Source organism: Sinomonas sp., assembly GCF_051955515.1.
GTDB lineage: Bacteria > Actinomycetota > Actinomycetes > Actinomycetales > Micrococcaceae > Sinomonas.
In genome coordinates this window covers 1-18,713 of record NZ_JBQCGQ010000228.1, presented here as the reverse complement: position 1 = coordinate 18,713, position 18,713 = coordinate 1, and the positions used below count along the sequence as shown (strand labels likewise).

Below are 18,713 nucleotides of genomic sequence, written 5' to 3'. Positions count from 1 at the left end.
GCGGAACGGGGAACGCTATAGTGAAGCAACTTCGATATCATGAAACTAGTGCACAGGGAGGACGATGTCCACGCTCATCCACGGAGGCACCCTCGTCACCGGCGACGGGCGGACGCTCGACCGCGGAGCGATCGTTCTGAAGAGCGGCCGCATCGCCGACGTGTTCGACCGATGGGATCCCCGGCTGGGGTTCGAGGGCGAGATCATCGACGCGTCGGGCTGCATCGTGATGCCGGGCCTGATCAACTGCCACGCCCACGGCGTGACGCCCGGCCCGCTGTTCCCGAGCGCTGCCCCCGCCCTGCCCGACCACGCCTGGCTCGCCAACCTCGACCGTCACCTGCTCGCCGGGACCACCACCGTCCTGAACCTCTGCGGCTTCGCGACGATGGATGAGGTCCGCGAGGCGAACAAGCGCCACGCAGTCCGCATCGCCGGCGCGACGACCCACCTTCCCTCCGCTCTGCTCGCCGCACAGAAGGCCGACGGCGGTGGCCTCACCGGGCGGGAGGCCCACCTGAGCGTCGAGAAGATGCTCGACGACGGGGCTGTCGCCATCGGCGAGCTCGGGGGCGGCCAGACGCTCGGCGGGGGAGGGCAGGACCTCGTCTACCTCCCGGCGGCGATCGAGCGTCGAACCGGGGTGCGGATCTCACAGGCGCAGGCGCGCAGGCTCAAGGAGGCCGTCCTCGGGCGGTTCGTCGACGCGGCCGGGACCGACATCGAAGAACTCACACGCGCTGCCGCCGATGCCGGTCTCACCGGTCACTTGGGCACCGCCGAGCTCGCAACGCTGGTCTTCGACACGGTCATGCCTTCCGTGGCCCCGGCGATCGAGGGGATCCGCGAGGGAGTGAGGGCCGCGAAGCGGTTCGGGGTGCCCGCCCTCGTGCACAGCGCATCCGCCACCGCCGCGGTCCTGCGCGAGCTCATGGAGGACCCGGACGTTCGCGGGGCGAGCGTCATCGCGGCCCACGTCAACCACCCCTCGCACACGCCCGACGAGGCGTTGGACCTCGCGGCCCTCGGCCGCGACCGAGGGTGGTCCGGCGAGGCGTCGGTCTTCGATCTCCTGCACCGACGCCACACGGTCACGACCCGCGAACACTGGGACCGGCTCCTCGCCGAGCCCGGCCTCGTGGAGGTCCTCGGCACAGACTATGGCCACGGCGGGGAGCACGATGAACTGATCTCCGCCGTGCAGGATCTCGTCGCGCAGGGGCACCGCAGCCTGGGCGACGCCGTCTCCATGGCGACCGCCGCCGTCGTCCGCTTGATCCCAGGGATCGCGCCGCAGCGCGGGGAACTGCGCAAGGGCCTCGTGGCGGACGTGGTCGTGGCGGAGGCGAGCGACTTCCGGGTGGTGCGGGACGTCTTCGTCGAGGGCGAGCAGGTGGTGCGCGACGGCGGGCTGACAGCGGGGGCGCGGCGATGAGCGGGCTGACGGCGGAGCAGCGCGCCGTGCTGGCCGGGCTCGTGGGCGAGGACGTCGCGCGTGAGGATGAGGCCGCCGTCGACCAGGCCTACGCCGACTTCCGGGCCGGAATGGACACCCTGAAGGAGGCCTTCCATGGGCGCCAGTGAACCCTGGGAGCTCGGCATCGCGGACGCCGCCGCGCTCATCCGAGAAGGGGAGCTCTCCGCCGTCGAACTCCTCACCTCCGTCCTGGGCCGCATCGAGGAGACCGAGGAGTACGCACAGGCCTGGGTCCACGTCGATGCCGAGGGCGCGATGGCTGCGGCGCGCGCCGCGGACCGCGAGCCGGGAACCGGCCCGCTCCTCGGGGTCCCCGTCGCCGTCAAGGACGTGATCGACGTCCGGGGCCTGCCCACGGAGGGCGGGTCCGAGGCGCTGCGCGGCCACATCGCGCAGGCGGACGCCAGCGCCGTCGCCCGGCTGCGCACGAGCGGCGCCGTGATCCTCGGGAAGCTGCAGACGCACGAATTCGCCTTCGGCCAGGGCACGCCGCCCACCCGCAACCCGTGGGACCCGGAGCGCTACGCGGGCGGCTCGAGCGTCGGCTCCGGGGTGGCCGTCGCGGTGGGCAGCGTGCCCGGCGCGCTCGGCACCGACACGGGCGGCTCGGTGCGTAACCCGGCCGCGGTTAATGGCCTCGTGGGGCTCAAGCCCAGCACCGGCCTCGTGGACGGCTCGGGCGTCCTCACCGTGAGCCACTCGCTCGACCACATCGGACCGATTGCGCGCAGTGTCGCCGACTGCGCCCTGCTGCTCGAGGGGATGCTGTCCGAAGCAGCGCTGGCGCGGATCGGCGGGCCCTTTGCCGAGCGTGTGGAGTGGTCGACGGCGCCGGCTCGCCTCGCCGTCGACCCTGCGGCGTGGGATTCGTGCGGCGTGCACAGCGAGGTCCGGGGTCTCGTCGAGGCCGCTCTCGCCTGCCTCTAAGGGCTGGGATTCGAGATCGTCGAGATCGGGCTGCCCGAACTCGACTTCGCCCTGCCCGCGAGTCTCGCCGTCTCGCTCTCGGAGGCCGCCGAGCACCACCGGGCGCTGCTCCGGCAGGCGGCGCGCGACTACCTTCCCGGGACCCGCGTGATGATCGAGACCGGTGCACTTGTGACTCGGGAGGATCTGCGGCTCGCGGGGGAGGTTCGCGCGTACCTCCGGGACCTGCTCGGGCGCGCCTTCGACCGCACGGGGACGTGCGCCCTGCTCGCGCCGACTCTGCCCGCGGTCGCGCCGCTCGAAGCACAGATGTCGCACGAGCTGACAGGCTCGACCGACACAGACTCGCTCGCCTCCGCCCTCCGGATGCTCTCGCCCGCGAACCTCTTGGGGCTTCCGGCCGTGAGCGTCCCCTGTGGGCTGGCCTCGGGCCAGCCCGTCGGGCTGCACATCATGGGGCGCGAGTTCCACGACGCCCGGGTCCTCGGAATCGCCCGTGCTTACGAGGCGGCGTCTCGGTGGAGCTCCCTCGTGCCCGTGGTGAAGCTCCCGGCGCGGGTCCCCTGAGGTCGGTTCCCCACCCGTTGCGCCGTCAGGTTTGCAGGGTCCCCTCTCGTTGCGCCGTCACGTTTACACGGTAAAGGTGACGGGGCAACGGGTGTGGGCCCGGGGCTCCGTGGGGCAAGTCACCTTGTCGCGGACGAGTCACCCTCGAGGGAGCTTGTGTGCGAGGAGGTGACTTGGGGTGGCGAGCGGAAGTCAGGTGTTGCGGGGAAGTTCGCTGCGCGTGGACTTGTGTGCGAGGAGGTGACTGCGTTGCGTCTCGGCCCGTCGTGGACCCTGCGGACGTGACGGAGCAACGGGAAGGGTGCACCCGGGGATGCGCTCCGCGGGTACACCTCACCCCGCGATCGCGTGGACCCTCACCGGCGCCATGATGGGCTTCGCGTAGCAGACCGAGTCCTCGACCTCCTGATACGGCCCGAAGTTCGGGACCGGCCGATACCCGGCGGCCTCGTAGAACATCTTCCCGTCGGGCTGGGCCGACCCGGCCTCGGCCATGATGAGCGTGATCCCGGCCTCGTGCGCCTCGGCCTCGAGCGCGAGCAGGATCGAGCTCGCGACTCCCGCCCCCCGCGCATAGGGGAGGACGTAGACGCGCTTGACCTCCGCCGTCGTCCGGTCGACCCAGCGGAGGCCGCCGCAGCCGAGGGGCTGGCCGGTCGCGCGCTCGTAGGCGATGAGGAACACGGCGATGTCGGTCGCACTGGGCGGTTCGCCGGCCTCGTGGTCGCCGCGTCCGAAGCGGGCGTCGAGCTCGGCCTGCTGGGCTGCGCGGAGGTCACGGCCCACGGGGTTCGCCCAGGACGTCCGCCGGATGGTCAGCTTCGGATGGGTCTGCATGCCGCCTCCTTGCTCGAAAGGGTATGCCTTCAAACGGTAGGCGCCTGCCGTTTCCGCCCAGTTACGGGTGTGTGAGTTTCAGGGAACGCCTACCGCGGCTCCGCGAGCGTGAGCGCGAATCTCCCCGCGGCATCCGTCCACTGGCCGACGACGGCGAACCCCGCCTCGCCGAGCTCCTCGCCGAAGCCTTCGCGCCGGAACTTTGCGGAGATCTCGGTTCGCAGGTCCTCGCCGGGGGCGAAGTCGATCTCGAGGTCGACGGCGGGCAGCCGCACGTGCATCGCGCGCGTGGCGCGCAGCCGCATTTCGATCCACTCCTCGCGCTCGTTCCACACAGCGATATGCTCGAACGCGTCGACGTCGAAGTCCGCCCCGAGCTCGGCGTTGAGCACGCGCAGGACGTTCCGGTTGAAGTCGGCGGTGACGCCTTGGCCGTCGTCGTACGCGGGGACGAGGGCGGACGGTGACTTGACGAGATCGGTGCCCACAAGGAACGTCCCCTCGCCGGGGCCGAGGAAGGTCCGGAGCTCGCGAAGGAAGGCGATCCGGGCGTCCGGCTCGAAGTTGCCGATCGTCCCGCCGAGGAACGCGACCATCCGGCGGCCCTCGTGCGGGAGGAGGTGCAGCTGGTGCTCGAAGTCGGCAGCGACGGCCTGAAGGTCGAGCTCAGGGTAGAGCGCCGCGAGGCCCTCGCGGGCGGAGATGAGTGCGCTGTCGCTGACGTCGACGGCGACGTATCGCCGCAGCGGCCCGGCTTCGGCGAGGGCGTCGAGGAGGAGCGGGGTCTTCCGGGACGAGCCGGACCCGAGTTCCATGAGCGTCTCGGCGGGACCCGCGGCCGCGATCTCCGCCGCGTGGAGCTCGAGCGCCTCGCGCTCGGCCCGGGTGGGGTAGTACTCGGGGAGCTCGGTGATCTGCTCGAAGAGGCCGCTGCCGCGCTGGTCGTAGAACCACTTGGGCGGGAGGGTCTTCGGCGTGGACTGGAGCCCGGCGAGGACGTCGTGGCGCAGGCTCTTCGCGAGGAAGTCCGGCGGGAGGTAATGGGTGATGTCGGCGGGGGTGAACGCGGTGCTCACGGTGCTGCGGTCTCCTTCCGGGCGGGGCGAAGGGGTTCGACGTCGACGCCGTCGCGGCTCGCGATGAGCACGCTCCGGTCCGGCGCCTCCCTCCACTCGGGACGCTCATCGTACGGCTCGCTCGCCACCACGGTGCCGTGTTCGCCAGACCGCCAGAACAGCGTGTCGCCGTAGGCGGTGGCCCAGATTCGGTCTCCGTCGGTGAGGAGGAAGTTGTAGCGGCCGGGTGCGGCGGCGGAGGCGTCGAGGACGACGGCGGAGAGCGCCTCCGCGGGATCCTCGCCTCCGTCGAGGCGGGCCAGGGCGAGTGCCCAGAGCAGAGCCGAGTCGACCGTGGACTCGCGCGCCAGGAGCCGTTCCGGTGGAAGCGTCGCGGCGAGGTGGGCGAGGCTTTCCGGCCACCCTGAGACGGCGCCATTGTGGCTGAACAGCCACCGGCCGGAGGAGAACGGTGCGGCCGCAGACTCGTCACCCGTCATGCCCGGCGTCGCCGAGCGCACGGCGGCGAGGAGGCAGCGGGTCCTAGTGACCCGCGCGACGTCGGCGAACGAGCTGTCGGCCCACATCGGAACGGCGCGCCGATAGCGGGCGGGCAGCTCGTCGTCGTCCGCGTACCAGCCGACGCCGAAGCCGTCCGCGTTGACGGTCCCGTAGCGTTGAAGCCGCGGCGCCCATGCCTGCTGGAAGAGGCTGTGCTCGGGCTCCACGACCACCGACGCGAGGGTGGCCCTCTCGCCGAGGTAGGCGAGGTGGCGGCACATCAGGCGACCTCAGCCGTCGTCGCATCCCGGGCGGTGCGGAACCCGGCGAAGATCTGGCGGCGGACGGGATAGTCCCAGTTGCGGAACGTGCCGCGGCAGGCGATCTGGTCCGCGGCCCACGAGCCGCCCCGGAGCACCTTGTAGTCGGTGCCGTAGAAGACCTCGCTGTACTCCCGGTAGGGGAACGCGCGGAAGCCGGGGTAGGGCTGGAAGTCGCTCGAGGTCCACTCCCACACGTCGCCGATGAGCTGTCGGACGCCGAGCGCCGAGGCTCCCTCGGGGTACGAGCCAGCCGGCGCAGGGCGGAGCGCGCCGCCGCCGAGGTTGGCGCGGGCGGGGGTGGGGTCGTCGTCGCCCCACGGGTAGCGGCGTGACCTTCCGGTGGCGGGGTCGAAGCGGGCCGCCTTCTCCCACTCGGCCTCGGTCGGCAAGCGGCGCCCTGCCCACCGTGCGAAGGCGTCCGCCTCGTACCAGCACACGTGCTGCACCGGCTCGTCCGCGGGCACCGGCTCGACGACGCCGAACCGGCGCCGGAGCCAGCCGCCGCCGTCGCGGATCCAGAAGAGCGGCGACTCGAGGCCCGCCTTCTGCCGGTACGCCCACCCCTCGGCGCTCCACCAGCGCGGGTCGTCGTACCCGCCGGCGTCGATGAAGCCCGCGAAGTCTGCGTTCGCCACGGGCACGGTGTCGATCCAGAACGGCCCGACGTCGACGGTATGCGACGGCCGTTCGTTGTCGAGGGCCCACGGCTCGATCGACGTGCCCATCGCGTACTCGCCGCCCGGGACGAAGACCTCCGAGGGCAGCCCCCGGCGGGTTCCGACGACTCCGGCGGGCAGCGGCTCCGGAAACAGGACCGGCTCGCCCTTGCGCAGCTGATGGGTCGCGAGCATGGTCTCGGAGTGCTGTTGCTCGTGCTGGATGATCATGGCGAACGCGAAGCCCTGGTCGATCAGGGCCGAACCCTCGAGGGGCGACTTCTCGAGGACGTCGAGCGCCTTGTCCCGCACCTCGGCGATGTACTTCCGCGCCTCGTCCGGGCCGAGCAGCGGCAGGGTGGGCCGCTCGGCGCGGGGGTGCTGGAACGCGTCGTACAGTTCGTCGAGATCGCAGCGCAGCGGGACCCGCTGGCCCACGTCCCGCACGAGCCAGATCTCCTCCTGGCTCCCCACATGCGCGAGGTCCCACACGAGCGGGGACATGAGGGGCGAGTGCTGGGCCATGAGCTCGCGGTCGTCGCAGGAGGTCAGGGCGAGCGTGCGGTGCCGCGAGCGCTCGAAACGGTGCGCGAGCGCCGAGCGGAGCTGCTCGATGGGCAGCGGGTCGGGGCTCATGGGGTGTCCTCGGGGAGACGGTGAAAGTTCCTGTCGTCCGCCGGGCAGCGGCGGCTGAGGGGGTAGGCCTCGACGAACCGCTCGACGCGGCGCCTTGCCGCATCCTCGAGGCCGAGCCGCGGCAGTGCGGCGAGCGCTGCCCCGGCGCAGTGGGAGGCCGCACGGGCGAGATGCGGATCCTCGAGCCCGCGGCGGGCTGCGCCGTCGATCGTTGCCGGAGAGGAGGAGAAGCGCTCGCAGGCGTGGTCCGCTGCGGCGGCTGCGCCGTCGTCGTCCATGAGGGCGGCAGTGATGACGGCGGCGGCCTCCCACTCGTCGCCCGCCTGCGCGTCGAGAGCGCGCAGCTCCAGGAAGCCGCGGGGGCGGATAGGCGGGAAAAGCGTGGTCAGGTGATAGTCGACGTCGTCCAGGGTCGCCGGCCGCGGCGAGCGGGAGCGGAGCCAGCCGCGCAGGGTGAGTCCGGCGGGCGCGTCCCAGGGGCCGGCGTCGGTGGGGATGCACAGAACGGGGGCGTCGAGGGCGTAGCGGGCCCAGGCTTCGGCCGGTGCGACCCCGGGAACGCGGTGGGGGACCGCCTGGGTGCGCTCGGGCTCGATCGCCGACCACACGCGTTGCCGGGTGCTCTTCCACCTGCTCTTCCGGGGAGCGCGCCGGCTGTATTCGAAAGGCGAGTTCGCGAACATCGCGACCAGGACGGGCAGGAGGCGGTGCGCGCGCTCCCAGCGCTCGCGGGCCTCGCGCTCGCTCGCGCCGGATTGTAGGCAGACTTGGAGGGAGGCCGTAGAGCACATCATGGTCCGACCCGCCTCGCCGGCGGCGTCGAAGTGCCGCTGCATCGCCGCGTAGCGCGGATGGTCGAGGGTACGTCGCGGCGGGCGGTGCGCGTCGAGGGCCACGGGGCTGCTGGCCAGGCCAGCAGCGTCGAGGAGGCGGTCGACGGCGGCGAGGTCGCCTCGGGCGCGGGGGAGGAGCTCGCCGAGATGGGGCGCGCAGGCGCTGCTGATCTCGACTTGGCCGCCGGGTTCAAGGGTGAGGATTCCGCCGCCCGGAAGGCGGTCCCCCAGAGGGGCCAGCACACGGTGGAGCTCGGGGACGGTGACGGGAGCGGTGGGGTCTTCGCGCCGATGGACGATGCGCTCGACTTCGACGCCGACCGCGTTCGGTGGCCCCGTCTTGAAGCAGACAGAGGCAACGTAGGCCTCGGCGTCCTCCTCCGAGACCGGCTCTGCCTCCGTGAGAAGGCCCGGACCAACGTGCAGGCTCATGCGCATGCTCCTTGACCGGCGGTGCGGACCGCCCGATGTCCGCCGATGCTACCAGAGCGGGTTTGACGTGGGCTGAACAGAAATCTCCCTCGGCGCTAGGTCCTTCTCGGCCGGTCCGTGGATCACTCTGCCGTCCAGGGCGAACCTCGATCCGTGACACGGGCAGTCCCAGGTGCGGGCTTGGCCATTGAACTCGACGGTGCAGCCGAGGTGCGTGCAGACGGCCGTGAGCGCGCGGAGCGAGCCGTCGTCGTCCTTGTAGACGGCCGTGGGCTCGCCCCCGATCTCGATGACCGTCCCTTGGGCCGGCCCAAGGGTGTTGGCGGGCTCGCGGTCCTCCGTTTCGGCGGTCGGGGCGGGCGCCGGCGCGTCCGATGACGGCGCCGCGGCTTTCGCTGTCACCTCACGGTTGGTGTTGAACAGCTCGATCCACGGGTTGTCGCCTCCGGTGATCAGATCGGCGACGACGAGCGCCCCTGCGGTGCCGTTCGTGAGCCCCCACTTCCGCAGCCCCGTGATCGTGTAGACGTGCCGGGAGTCCGGCCGCATCGGCCCGGCGAAGGGCAGTCCGTCGACCGGCATGGCGTCCTGGGTCGACCAGCGGTACGCCGGCTCCTCCGCGCCGAGACGCTCCTGCGCGTAGGCCGCGAGGTGATCGAAGCGCGCGGAGGAATCCCCGCCGCCCGGAACTCGGTGCCCTTCGCCGCCCACCAGGACGTAGTCCGTGCCGCCCAGGCTCACCGCGAGCAGAGAGCGCATGGGCTCGTCGACGCTGATGAACGTGGCGCCGCGCGGGAACTCGGGGACCGGGCTCGCGACGATATACGAGCGGTGCAGGTACAGGCGCTCGGCGAAGTGTCCGCCGTCGTCGAGGGGGACGTTCGTCGCGACGATGACGTCACGGGCTCGGACCGTCGTGCGGTTGGGGCCGTCGCCGACCGTGACCTCGGCCGGCGAGCCATCCTTGATGCTCCGCGCCCGGGTGCCCTCGATAACGAAGCTGCCCTCGCCGTCGACCGCTCGCGCGAGCCCCTGGAGGTAGTTCACCGCGTGGATCTGCGCCTGGTCGTCGAAGCGGACGGCGCCCTTGACCGCAAAGGGGAGCGGGACGTCTGAGGTGAAGCTCGCGGGGAGGCCGAGTGATGCCGTGAGGTCGGCCTCGGCGCGGACCTTGGCCAGGGCGCCGTCGGTCTCGGCGTAGGTGTAGTTCGCGACGCGCCGGAAGCCGCACTCGATCCCTTCGGCGGCCACCGTTCGGGCGATGTGTCCGATTGCGGCTTGATTCGCTTGGCCGTAGGCGCGGGCTTTCGCCCGGCCGTGCTCCTCCGCCAGCTGGGAATAGGCGAGGCGGTGCAGCGAGGTGACCTTCCCGGTCGTGTTGCCCGTGACGCCAGTGGCGACGCGGGCGCCCTCAAGGACCGCTACTTTCAACCCCCGGCGCTTGAGTTCCAGTGCGGCGGTGAGGCCGGCGACGCCCGCGCCGACGACGGCGACATCCACCTCGACATCGTGGGTGAGGCCCGGGTAGCTGGTCGCCGGCGAGGTGGCGAGCCAGAGTGATTCGGGCTGAGCGGTGTGCGACATGGCTGCCTCCGAACTCCAAAACCGTGATACGTTATTTTAGAGAGGATCGCCGAGGGAAACCAGTGTTCCCGCATCCAGCGCAAAGGAGCCCCGCATGCCAGACGACTCGTCGCCCCAGCCGCTGGAAGCGCAGGTCCGGACGCGGGTTCAGGTCCCGCTCCGCTTCGCCGACGGCTTCACGGCCACCGCCGACGTGTTCACGTTCCGCGATCTGGCCGATCGCAAGGAGCACCTCCTCCTCGGCCTCGGCGACTGGCAGGAAAGCCTCGACCGCGCCCGCGAAGGCTTCGAAGCGCCCCTCGTCCGCGCCCACAGCGAGTGCCTCACCGGCGATGTCCTCGGCTCCGAACGCTGCGACTGCGGTCCCCAGCTGCGGGAGGCAGTCGAGCGGATCTCGAAGGCCGGCGGGTTCCTGCTGTACCTGCGCCAGGAGGGACGCGGAATCGGCCTCTACGCGAAGCTCGACGCCTACGCGCTGCAGGACAACGGCCTCGATACCTATGCCGCTAATGTCGCGCTCGGTCGCGGCGAGGACGAGCGCGACTACCTCGTGGCGGCCCAGATGCTGCGCGCCCTCGGCGTGAGCACGATCAGGCTGTTGAGCAACAATCCCGACAAGGCTGTGCAGCTCGAGGCCTATGGCATCACGGTCACAGAGCAGGTGCCCACCGCGGTGCATTTGTCCTCCGCGAACGCCCGCTATCTGGCCGCGAAGCGCGACCACACCGCGCACACCCTCGACTTCGCCTAGAGGCTAGGCTGAGGGGCTAGTCGCGGCAGAGGCAGAACGGGTGGCCCGCCGGGTCGAGGAAGACGCGGAACGTCTCCCCCGGCTGGTGGTCCGCCTTCGTTGCGCCGAGTGACAGGACTGCGGCCTCGGCTTCGTCGAGGTCGTCGACCGACACATCGAGGTGCATCTGCTGGGGCACGTCCTGGCTCGGCCAACGGGGCGGGTTGTAGTCCTCGACCTTCTGGAACGAGATGACCTGCCCATAGTCGGCGCGAAGGTCGATCCAATCCTCGGACGGCTCGGCCTTCCAATCGAGCAAGGCGCCGTAGAAGTCCGCGAGTTGCTGCGGGTCGGGGCAGTCGATGACGACACTGGGAAAACGTGCGATAGCCATGGCCCACAATCTAGCCCCCGGCTGCGGACAGGATAGGTCCGCTTTCTCGCCTTCGTCTGCGCTTCCCGCCGACGGGGCCGGCGCTTCCCGTTGCGCCGTCACCTTTGCAGGGTTCGTGGGTGACGACGGGGGCTTTCCACCTTCATTCAGACTGGCCGTCGGCGTGTCGGCACCGACACGCCGTTGGCAGCCCGATTCGGGCGCCGAAAGCTGGTGAGAATCCTGCGGCGATGCGACGGAGAGACCCTGCGGATCTGACGGCGCAACGGGAGAGGGGGCGCGAGGGGATCAGCCGACGGCGGCGAGGGTCGCCTCGAGCGCCCCGAGGACAAGCGTCACAGAGGCCGGACTCGCGTTGGGACCCATGAGGCCGATCCGCCAGATCTTGTCGCGATACGCCCGGACGCCCGCCCCGATTTCGATGCTGTACCGCTCGAGGAGGTGCTGCCGCACGCGGGCGGAGTTGACGCCGTCGGGCACGTTGACGGTGGTGAGGCTCGGGAGCCGGTGACCGTCGGCGGCGAAGAGCTCGAGGCCCATGGCCTCGAGCCCATCGCGAAGTGCGGCGCCTGCGGCCTCATGCCGAGCCCAGACGGCGTCGAGACCTTCAGCGAGGATGCGGTCCAGGCCAGCCTCGAGCCCAGCGATCATCGTGACCGGCGCGGTGTGGTGGTACGTGCGGTTGTGACCCTCGGCGGCGCCGACGTAGCCGCCCAGGAGCCCGATGTCGAAGTACCACGACCGCGGATCCTTGACACGCCGCTCGAACGCCTGCTCAGAGACCGTGAAAGGCGAGAGGCCGGGCGGCACGCCCAGGCACTTCTGCGTTCCGGCGTAGCCGATGTCGATTCCCCAGTCGTCGGCGCGGAGCTCGAGCCCTCCGATCGAGGTCACGGCGTCGACGAGCAGGAGGGCATCGCCTTTGCCTGCACCGAGCGCGGCGATATCGGAGCGGACGCCCGTCGAGGTCTCCGCGTGGACGGCCGCGATGACCTTGGGATGTGGATGGGCGCCGAGGACGCGTTCGACGTCAACCGGCTGACCCCACTCGTGATCCACCCGAACTACCTCGGCCCCGCAGCGCCGGGCGACCTCGCACATGCGCTCGCCGAAGAGACCGTTGACGGCGATGACCGCGACGTCGCCGTCGGACACCATGTTCAGGAAGGCTGCCTCCATGCCGCCCGATCCCGTCGCGCTGACCGGCCACGTGCGCGGATTCCGCGTGCCCCACACTCGGCGGAGTCCCTCGGAGACTCTATCCAGCCGATCGATGAACGCAGGGTCGAGGTGCCCGATCACGGGGTTGGACAGTGCTGCCATGACCTCGGGATACGCGTTGCCCGGCCCCGGGCCGAAGAGGTAGCGGAACGGCAGGATCTCAGGCATGCTTCACTTTCCCATAAGCGCGGCCGACGGCGGCAGTCCCCCTCCAAGTAGACGGGGAGTGCCGCCGTCGTTCGCTGGAGAGGTGAGCAGCTCAGGCGGGGAGCGTTTCGCCGTCGAACTCGACGGCGTCCTCCTCCCGCATGCTGACGTTGATCTTGCGGCGGAAGCCGCGGGTCATGACGAGCAGGCACACGATGCCGATGCCCAGCCAGATCACGCCATACGTCAGGGCGTCGATGTTGAGGTTCGCCCAGAGAATGCCGGTGAACGCCATGCCCACCACCGGAAGCGCGATGTTCGTGAAGATCTGCCTCGGAGTGCGGAATTCCTTGCGCCGGAACACGAACAGGATGACCACCGTGAGATTCACGAACGTGAAGGCAATGAGTGCCCCGAAATTGATCATCGAGGAAATGAATTCGAGCGTGAACGGGATGGCGAGCATCGAGACGGCACCGACGAACACCACGGCGAATGACGGCGTCCGATACTTCGGGTGCACAAACGAGAAGAAACGCGAGACGGGCCCGGTGCCGTTGCGACCCATGACGTAGATCATGCGGGACACCGAGGCGTGCGACGACAGGCTCGAGGCGACCGTTGCCGCAAATGCTGCCGAGGTGAAGAGGATCTTGAAGAATTCCCCGCCGACCTTGAGCGCCATTTCGGGGAGGGTGTCGTCCGTGTTCTGGAAACCGTCGAGGGTCGGGAAGACCGACTGGCCGAACCACGCGGCGGCGAAGAAGATCGCGCCGCCGATGACGAGGGCCAGGACAATGGCCTTCGGCACGGTGTTCGTATCCTTGGCCTCTTCCGTGTACATGGTGATCGCGTCGAACCCGATGAAGGAGAAGCAGACCACGGTCGCACCGCTGATGACCGCTGAAGCGTCCACGCCATCGTGGAAGAGCGGGGTCGTGGTGAAAGCGGAGCCGTTCCCGTCACCGTGGGTGAGGGCATTCCAGGCGAGCACGATGAAAACGCCGATGAGGACCACTTCGAAGACCACAAGGATTCCATTGATCTTCGACGTCGAATTCATGCTCCACAGGTTCAGCGCCGTGATTGCGAGAACGTAACCCACCACCCAGATCCAGGCAGGAACGTCCGGGAAGAACGACTCCATGTAGATCCGAATGAGGAGCGCATTGACAAGGGGAAGCAGAAGGTAATCGAGGAGTGACGTCCAGCCGACCAGGAAGCCGATGTTCGGGTGGATGGTCTGCGACGTATAGGTGTAGGCGGAGCCCGCGGACGGGTAGATGCGCGTCATGCGGCCGTAGCTGATGGCGGTGAAGACCATCGCCACAAGCGCCACCAGATACGCCAAGGGGACGACGCCATTCGTCTCGCCGGAGACAATGCCGAACGTGTCGAAGACGGTGGTCGGGGTCATGTAGCCCAGGCCGAGGCCGACGATCGCCCAGAGGCCGAGCGATCGTTTGAGCACAGTGTGATTCTGAGGCATTGGAAAGATTCTCTTTCGTCAGGCCCGCGCGGGGCCAGCCTTTGGCTGCTGCTGAGTGATGCAGTGGATCCCGCCTCCGCGGGCGTAGAGCGGGCGGGCGTCGACGGCGGTGACGTGCCGTCCCCGGTAGGCGTCGGCGAGGATGCGGAGCGCCTTCTCGTCATGCGGGTCGTTGAACGAACAGGCCACGAGGCCGCCGTTGAGGGCTACGTGGTTGATGTAGCTCCAGTCCACCCAGTCCTCGCCGTCATGGAGCTGCTGCGGTGCGGGAACTTCGATGATGTCCCACGGCGTGCCGTCCGCTGTGCGGGAGCTGCGCAGGATTTCCAGCAGCTCGCCGCTCACCTCGTAGTCGGGGTGCTCGGGGTTGTATTGGACGTGGACCAGAAGGGTGCCCGGCGACGGGATCGCTGCGACGAGATCCACGTGGCCGCGCGTGCCGAACTCCTTCGAGTCCCGCGTGAGCCCTCGCGGGAGCCACACGGCGTGGCGTGCCCCGATGGTCCGGGCGAACTCGGCCTCCACTTCGGCCCTCGTGAGGCCTGGATTGCGGAAGGGGTCGAGCTGGACGGTCTCGGTGAGGAGCACAGTGCCGAGGCCGTCGGTCTGGAACCCGCCGCCCTCGTTGACGAGGGCGCTGCTGACGAGCTGGGCGCCTGCCGCGTCCGCGACCGTCCGGCCGATCTTCGAGTCGTGCTCCCACGAGGCCCAGCTCTGCTGCCCCCAGCCGTTGAAGACCCAGTCGACCGCCCCCAGCCGCCCGTCGTCGTCCGTCAGGAAGCTCGGGCCGATGTCGCGCATCCAAGCGTCGTCGAGCTCTGCCTCGACAACCCCGATCCGCCGGTCGAGGTACGCCTTTGCAATCGCGCGATCCTCCGGGCGGACCACCAGGGTCACCGGCTCGTAGCGGAGCGCCGCATGGGCGACGGCGGCCCAGGCCGAGCGGGCCTCGTGGGCGTCCGCGTCGGTCGCCCCGAGGGTGTAGCCGCCGGAGGGCCAGGCCATCCAGAGGCGCTCGTGAGCGTCGGTCTCAGCGGGCATGCGCCAGGTCATGCGCCTGCTCCTTCCAAGTCGAGTTGGGGGGTGGGGCGGCGGAAGCCGCGGGTGAGGACGGCGAGGTACGCGAGGCCGACGGCGGCCCACGAGACACCGAGGATGAGGGCCTGGCCCGTGAGACTGGTCCAGAGCCACAGCGTGAGCGCGAAGCCCACGCCCGGCAGGATGAGACTGTTCAGGGTGGCCGCGGCCCCGCGCTCCTTGCGGTCGATGAAGAAGTGCTTGATGACCGAGAGGTTCACCACGGAGAACGCCACGAGCGCGCCGAAGCTGATCAGCGATGAGACGGTTGCGAGATCGAGCACCAGAGCGAGAAGCGAGACGGCCGAGGTCAGGAGGATGGGGATCACCGGCGTCCCGAGGCGCGCGTGAAGCCTGCCGAAGACGCGCGTCGGGAGGACGCCGTCGCGTCCCATGGAGAAGATGATGCGCGAAACCGAAGCCTGCGAGGTCAGCGCCGAGCCGAGGCTTCCGGCGATGTAGCCGGCGATGAACAGGGCAACGAACAGGTCGCCGCCCACGCGGCCCACCACTTCGAGGGCCGCCGAATCGACGTTCTCGAACGTCGCCACGGGCAGCACCAGCTGGCTCACGTACGCGAGGCCGAGGAAGAGCAGCCCGGCCACGAGGGTGGTGAGCATGATGGCGCGGGGAATCGTGCGGCGCGGATCCTTGGCCTCTTCGGCGAACGTGGAAACGGCGTCGAAGCCCAGATAGGAGAGGCAGAGAATCGCGGAACCGGCGAAGATCGGCGAAATTCCCAGATCCTTGCCCACGCCAGCGAAAGGCGCGAGGAAGTCAACCGAGGGGCCGCCGGAAAGCGACGTGGCCGCGAAGGCGACGAAGAGCACGATGAAAATGCCCTGAAGCCCGACGACCGCGATATTCGCCCTGGCCACGGTGGTAATTCCGAGGATATTCAGCAGCGTGACCACAGCGATCGAGGCGACAATGAAGACCCATGCCGGAATAGCCGGAAAAGCAGCGTTGAGGTAGATGCCGATCAGCAGATAGTTGATCATCGGCAGCAGGAGGTAGTCGAGCATGAGCGACCACCCGGTGAGGAAGCCGAGGCCTGCGCCGAACGATCTGGCGCCGTAGGTGTAGGCCGAGCCTGCGGCCGGGAAGACGCGCGCCATCCGGCCGTAGGAGCGCGCGGTGAAAAGCATGACGACGAGCGTGACCGCGTACGCGTCGGTGAGCCGGCCGTTGGTCAGCTCGACGACGATGCCGTAGGTGCTGAAGATCGTGAGCGGCACCATGTAGACGAGGCCCAGCAGCACGAGCGACGGAACGCCGAGGACGCGCTTCAGGCCCTTCTCGGGTGCGTGCCCCGATGCGGTGGGGGGTCGCGCCACATTCTGGCGGGGAGAGAGCGGGATCATGGGGGGTCCTTGGAGTCGCTGGCTCAGCGGTGAGCGAGGGAAGCGTCGAGTGTGCCGAACGGCGCGGCCGGATCGACGGGAGCGGTCAGAGCGGCGTAGGTTTCCGGGCGACGGGTGGTGAGGAAGGGGAAGAGGGTGAGCCAGTCGCGTCGCTGGTCCAGATCGAGGTCCGCGATGACGACGGCGGAGCCCTCCCTGGGCGCGCGGGCCAGGATGCGGCCGTAGGGGTCTGAGATGAAGGACGAGCCGTAGAACGTCACGAGCCCCTCGCTGCCCCATCGGTTCGGGACGACCATGAACAGGCCATTCGCGATGCCGTTGCCCACGATCACCTGGCGCCAGAGCGGCTCGGTGTCGAAGTCGGGGTGGCCGGGCTCGGAACCGATGGCGGTCGGGTAGGCGAGGATCTCGGCGCCGTTGAGCGAGTAGACGCGGGCGAGCTCCGGGAACCATTCGTCCCAGCAGGTCGGCAGGCCGATCCTTGCACCGTCGAGCTCGGTCGGGGCGTGGACCGGGTAGCCGTGGTTGTCGGCCTGCGGCTGCCCAGGCTGGGGGCCCTGATGGAAGAACTTGTCTTCGTAGTAGCCCTCGGTGACGGGGATGTGGAGCTTGTCCGTCGCGGCTAAGAGCGTGCCGTCCGGGGATACGAGGATCGCGGTGTTGAAGCCGCGGTCGTCGCCCGCCTCGCCCTTGCGGTAGAGGCTCGCGTGGACACAGATGCTGTGCTCCCGCGCGGCGTGGCGGGCGAAGGCGAGGGTCGGGCCGGTCTCAAGGTCCTCGGCGATGCTGCTGGGCGTGTACTCGGGGAGCGTGTCGGCGGGGTAGCGCGAGAGCGTGAGCTCGGGGAGGAAGACGACCTTCGCGCCTCGGGCTGCCGCCCGGCGGATGCCCTCCTCGAGTTCGTCCTCGGTCTCCGCCGGATCCTCGTGCCAGCGGTGCTGGACGAGGGCGACGCGAAGCGGTTCGCGTGCTGGCTCTTCTTCGCTCGTGCGGGCCCACGACACCGGGGGCTGCAGGGCAAGGATCTCGTGCATGGGGGTCCTTCTGGTGGGGATTGAGGACGGGCTCGGATGCGGCCCGTAAATGAATGACGTTCGTTTATTAGAGCAGTGACGCAGGCCACGGTCAAGAGGAGTCCTCGAACCTCTGGCCACCTCCCACCCGACGCCTGGCCACCTCTCGCGCGGCCCGTGGCCACCTCCCACCCGACGCCTGGCCACCTTCCACCCGACGCCTGGCCACCTCTCGCGCGGCCCGTGGCCACCTCTCGCGCGGCCCGTGGCCACGTCTCGTCGGTGAATCCAGTCCCCTAGACTCCGTGGAATGGAGTCCCCCCTGCCAAGCGCCAGCCCGGCTGGCGGTTCCCCCGCGCCACGAAGGCGCGGGCGACCATCGCGGCCCGTGCTTTCCCGGGCAAAGATTACGACGGCGGCCCTCGCCGTCATCGCGCGCGCGGGCTACGACGGGTTGACCATGGCAGCTCTCGCGAGGGAGCTCAAGACGGCGCCGTCCGCCCTCTACAACCATGTGGCATCGAAGGATCAGGTCCTCAACTGGGTTCAGGACGACGTCAACGAAACGATCGACACCTCCGGATTCGGGCGGGACCCGTGGGATATCGCCATAGGCCGATGGGCATATTCCTACCGGGAGGCGTTCGCGAAGCATTCTCCGCTCATTCCCGTGATCGCGGTGTTGCCCATCACCGGCGCGCCGCACTCACTCGCGATGTACGAGCGCGTGGCCGAGGGCTTGCGTGACGGAGGCTGGCCGGAGGACATGATCGTTGACACGATCGTGGCAGTCGAATCGTTCATCCTCGGTTCCGCGATGGATGTCTCCGCGCCGGATTGGATCTTCGATGTCGGCGATCGTCGGGATCTCGCACCCACCTTTGCCGATTCGGTCGCTGCCAGGAGGGGGCGCGGCCGCTCCGCTGCCGACGACGCCTTCGCCCTCGGTCTCAATGCCCTCATCGCCGGCCTTCGAGGCACTCTCGCCGCGACCCTCGCGACGCGCAGCTGACCAGATCTGGCCACGGGTCCGTAGGGAGGTGGCCGCGCGTGGGGCGGGAGGTGGCCACGGGTTGGGTGGGAGGTGGCCACGGGTTGGGTGGGAGGCGGCCTGTTGCATTCCGCACTAAATGAACTATATTCATTTAGAGACCCACGCCACTTTCACGAAGGGAACACCATGTCAGAGCAGAAGCGGCAGCTCCAGGCCGACGTCGTCGTCGTCGGAGCGGGACCCGCGGGACTCCGGGCGGCGCGCACGCTCACTCAGGCGGGCGAGAAAGTCGTGGTCCTCGAGGCGCGCGACCGCGTGGGCGGCCGCACGTGGAGCGACACGGTTGACGGCGCGTGGCTTGAGATCGGCGGCCAGTGGATCAGCCCGGACCAGACCGAGCTCCTCGGGCTCATCGACGAGCTCGGCAAGGAGACGTACCAGCGCTACCGCGAGGGC

At 69.5% G+C, this 18,713-nt stretch carries 17 protein-coding genes and 1 pseudogene; 6 read left to right on the top strand and 12 right to left on the bottom strand.

Going from position 1 to position 18,713, the window contains the following annotated elements; translation table 11 throughout:
• Positions 1 to 64: 64 nt before the first annotated feature.
• The 3 genes and pseudogenes from ACTHL9_RS13425 to ACTHL9_RS13415 all read left to right on the top strand — a co-directional run bounded on the left by ACTHL9_RS13425 (position 65) and on the right by ACTHL9_RS13415 (position 2,971).
• The gene (locus ACTHL9_RS13425) at positions 65 to 1,435 is read left to right on the top strand and encodes an amidohydrolase family protein (protein ID WP_440519761.1); all 1,371 of its coding nucleotides are present in this window, start codon (positions 65 to 67) and stop codon (positions 1,433 to 1,435) included.
• Positions 1,432 to 1,584: a hypothetical protein gene (locus ACTHL9_RS13420; protein ID WP_440519759.1), complete on the top strand. Its 153-nt coding sequence runs from the start codon at positions 1,432 to 1,434 to the stop codon at positions 1,582 to 1,584. Before ACTHL9_RS13425 ends, ACTHL9_RS13420 begins: the two co-directional genes overlap by 4 nt.
• A pseudogene (locus ACTHL9_RS13415) lies at positions 1,571 to 2,971 on the top strand (amidase). The gene ACTHL9_RS13420 and the pseudogene ACTHL9_RS13415 overlap by 14 nt, the downstream one beginning before the upstream one ends.
• Before the next feature lie 333 nt (positions 2,972 to 3,304).
• On the opposite strand, the gene ACTHL9_RS13410 reads toward ACTHL9_RS13415, so the two are convergent.
• The 6 genes from ACTHL9_RS13410 to ACTHL9_RS13385 form a co-directional block, all read right to left on the bottom strand.
• Positions 3,305 to 3,808: a GNAT family N-acetyltransferase gene (locus ACTHL9_RS13410; protein ID WP_440519758.1), complete on the bottom strand. Its 504-nt coding sequence runs from the start codon at positions 3,806 to 3,808 to the stop codon at positions 3,305 to 3,307.
• An 89-nt stretch (positions 3,809 to 3,897) separates the two neighbouring features.
• On the bottom strand, positions 3,898 to 4,884 hold the full coding sequence (gene egtD, locus ACTHL9_RS13405; RefSeq protein WP_440519756.1) for an L-histidine N(alpha)-methyltransferase: 987 nt from the start codon (positions 4,882 to 4,884) through the stop codon (positions 3,898 to 3,900).
• Positions 4,881 to 5,645: an ergothioneine biosynthesis protein EgtC gene (gene egtC / locus ACTHL9_RS13400; protein WP_440519754.1), complete on the bottom strand. Its 765-nt coding sequence runs from the start codon at positions 5,643 to 5,645 to the stop codon at positions 4,881 to 4,883. The genes egtD and egtC overlap by 4 nt, the downstream gene beginning before the upstream one ends.
• Positions 5,645 to 6,979, bottom strand: coding sequence for an ergothioneine biosynthesis protein EgtB (gene egtB / locus ACTHL9_RS13395; RefSeq protein WP_440519752.1), 1,335 nt, complete (start codon positions 6,977 to 6,979; stop codon positions 5,645 to 5,647). Before egtB ends, egtC begins: the two co-directional genes overlap by 1 nt.
• Positions 6,976 to 8,244 carry a glutamate-cysteine ligase family protein gene (locus ACTHL9_RS13390; protein ID WP_440519750.1) on the bottom strand — a complete coding sequence of 423 codons (1,269 nt, stop codon included), beginning with the start codon at positions 8,242 to 8,244 and terminating at the stop codon, positions 6,976 to 6,978. Before ACTHL9_RS13390 ends, egtB begins: the two co-directional genes overlap by 4 nt.
• Before the next feature lie 48 nt (positions 8,245 to 8,292).
• Positions 8,293 to 9,828, bottom strand: coding sequence for an FAD-dependent oxidoreductase (locus ACTHL9_RS13385; protein WP_440519749.1), 1,536 nt, complete (start codon positions 9,826 to 9,828; stop codon positions 8,293 to 8,295).
• Between the two features lie 94 nt (positions 9,829 to 9,922).
• On the opposite strand from ACTHL9_RS13385, the gene ACTHL9_RS13380 reads away from it, so the two are divergent.
• The gene (locus ACTHL9_RS13380; RefSeq protein WP_440519747.1) at positions 9,923 to 10,579 is read left to right on the top strand and encodes a GTP cyclohydrolase II; all 657 of its coding nucleotides are present in this window, start codon (positions 9,923 to 9,925) and stop codon (positions 10,577 to 10,579) included.
• Positions 10,580 to 10,595: 16 nt separating this feature from the next.
• On the opposite strand, the gene ACTHL9_RS13375 is transcribed toward ACTHL9_RS13380, so the two are convergent.
• From ACTHL9_RS13375 to ACTHL9_RS13350, 6 genes are all read right to left on the bottom strand, one after another.
• Positions 10,596 to 10,952, bottom strand: coding sequence for a VOC family protein (locus ACTHL9_RS13375; RefSeq protein WP_138415838.1), 357 nt, complete (start codon positions 10,950 to 10,952; stop codon positions 10,596 to 10,598).
• Between the two features lie 288 nt (positions 10,953 to 11,240).
• A complete protein-coding gene (locus ACTHL9_RS13370; RefSeq protein WP_440519745.1) occupies positions 11,241 to 12,341 on the bottom strand; it encodes a pyridoxal-phosphate-dependent aminotransferase family protein in 1,101 nt (366 codons plus the stop codon).
• A gap of 91 nt (positions 12,342 to 12,432) precedes the next feature.
• Positions 12,433 to 13,809, bottom strand: coding sequence for an APC family permease (locus ACTHL9_RS13365; protein ID WP_440519744.1), 1,377 nt, complete (start codon positions 13,807 to 13,809; stop codon positions 12,433 to 12,435).
• A gap of 18 nt (positions 13,810 to 13,827) precedes the next feature.
• Entirely contained in the window at positions 13,828 to 14,862 is a 1,035-nt protein-coding gene (locus ACTHL9_RS13360) for an agmatine deiminase family protein (protein WP_440519742.1), read from the bottom strand.
• The gene (locus ACTHL9_RS13355; protein WP_440519741.1) at positions 14,859 to 16,250 is read right to left on the bottom strand and encodes an APC family permease; all 1,392 of its coding nucleotides are present in this window, start codon (positions 16,248 to 16,250) and stop codon (positions 14,859 to 14,861) included. The genes ACTHL9_RS13360 and ACTHL9_RS13355 overlap by 4 nt, the downstream gene beginning before the upstream one ends.
• Positions 16,251 to 16,273: 23 nt before the next feature.
• Positions 16,274 to 17,284: a nitrilase-related carbon-nitrogen hydrolase gene (locus ACTHL9_RS13350; protein ID WP_440519740.1), complete on the bottom strand. Its 1,011-nt coding sequence runs from the start codon at positions 17,282 to 17,284 to the stop codon at positions 16,274 to 16,276.
• A gap of 367 nt (positions 17,285 to 17,651) precedes the next feature.
• Here ACTHL9_RS13350 and ACTHL9_RS13345 point away from each other — a divergent pair, with 367 nt between their 5' ends.
• Together ACTHL9_RS13345 and ACTHL9_RS13340 are read left to right on the top strand one after the other, a co-directional pair.
• Positions 17,652 to 18,275, top strand: a complete 624-nt coding sequence (locus ACTHL9_RS13345) for a TetR/AcrR family transcriptional regulator (protein WP_440519738.1) — start codon at positions 17,652 to 17,654, stop codon at positions 18,273 to 18,275.
• 168 nt (positions 18,276 to 18,443) lie between these two features.
• On the top strand, positions 18,444 to 18,713 hold a 270-nt coding region (locus ACTHL9_RS13340), incomplete at its 3' end, for a flavin monoamine oxidase family protein (RefSeq protein ID WP_440519736.1).

Bases quoted from the DNA above. Each gene is read 5' to 3' on its own strand.
- ACTHL9_RS13425 (WP_440519761.1), top strand. From the start codon at position 65: ATGTCCACGCTCATCCACGGAGGCACCCTCGTCACCGGCGACGGGCGG.
- ACTHL9_RS13420 (WP_440519759.1), top strand. From the start codon at position 1,432: ATGAGCGGGCTGACGGCGGAGCAGCGCGCCGTGCTGGCCGGGCTCGTG.
- ACTHL9_RS13410 (WP_440519758.1), bottom strand. From the start codon at position 3,808: ATGCAGACCCATCCGAAGCTGACCATCCGGCGGACGTCCTGGGCGAAC.
- egtC (WP_440519754.1), bottom strand. From the start codon at position 5,645: ATGTGCCGCCACCTCGCCTACCTCGGCGAGAGGGCCACCCTCGCGTCG.
- egtB (WP_440519752.1), bottom strand. From the start codon at position 6,979: ATGAGCCCCGACCCGCTGCCCATCGAGCAGCTCCGCTCGGCGCTCGCG.
- ACTHL9_RS13390 (WP_440519750.1), bottom strand. From the start codon at position 8,244: ATGAGCCTGCACGTTGGTCCGGGCCTTCTCACGGAGGCAGAGCCGGTC.
- ACTHL9_RS13385 (WP_440519749.1), bottom strand. From the start codon at position 9,828: ATGTCGCACACCGCTCAGCCCGAATCACTCTGGCTCGCCACCTCGCCG.
- ACTHL9_RS13380 (WP_440519747.1), top strand. From the start codon at position 9,923: ATGCCAGACGACTCGTCGCCCCAGCCGCTGGAAGCGCAGGTCCGGACG.
- ACTHL9_RS13375 (WP_138415838.1), bottom strand. From the start codon at position 10,952: ATGGCTATCGCACGTTTTCCCAGTGTCGTCATCGACTGCCCCGACCCG.
- ACTHL9_RS13370 (WP_440519745.1), bottom strand. From the start codon at position 12,341: ATGCCTGAGATCCTGCCGTTCCGCTACCTCTTCGGCCCGGGGCCGGGC.
- ACTHL9_RS13365 (WP_440519744.1), bottom strand. From the start codon at position 13,809: ATGCCTCAGAATCACACTGTGCTCAAACGATCGCTCGGCCTCTGGGCG.
- ACTHL9_RS13360 (WP_440519742.1), bottom strand. From the start codon at position 14,862: ATGACCTGGCGCATGCCCGCTGAGACCGACGCTCACGAGCGCCTCTGG.
- ACTHL9_RS13355 (WP_440519741.1), bottom strand. From the start codon at position 16,250: ATGATCCCGCTCTCTCCCCGCCAGAATGTGGCGCGACCCCCCACCGCA.
- ACTHL9_RS13350 (WP_440519740.1), bottom strand. From the start codon at position 17,284: ATGCACGAGATCCTTGCCCTGCAGCCCCCGGTGTCGTGGGCCCGCACG.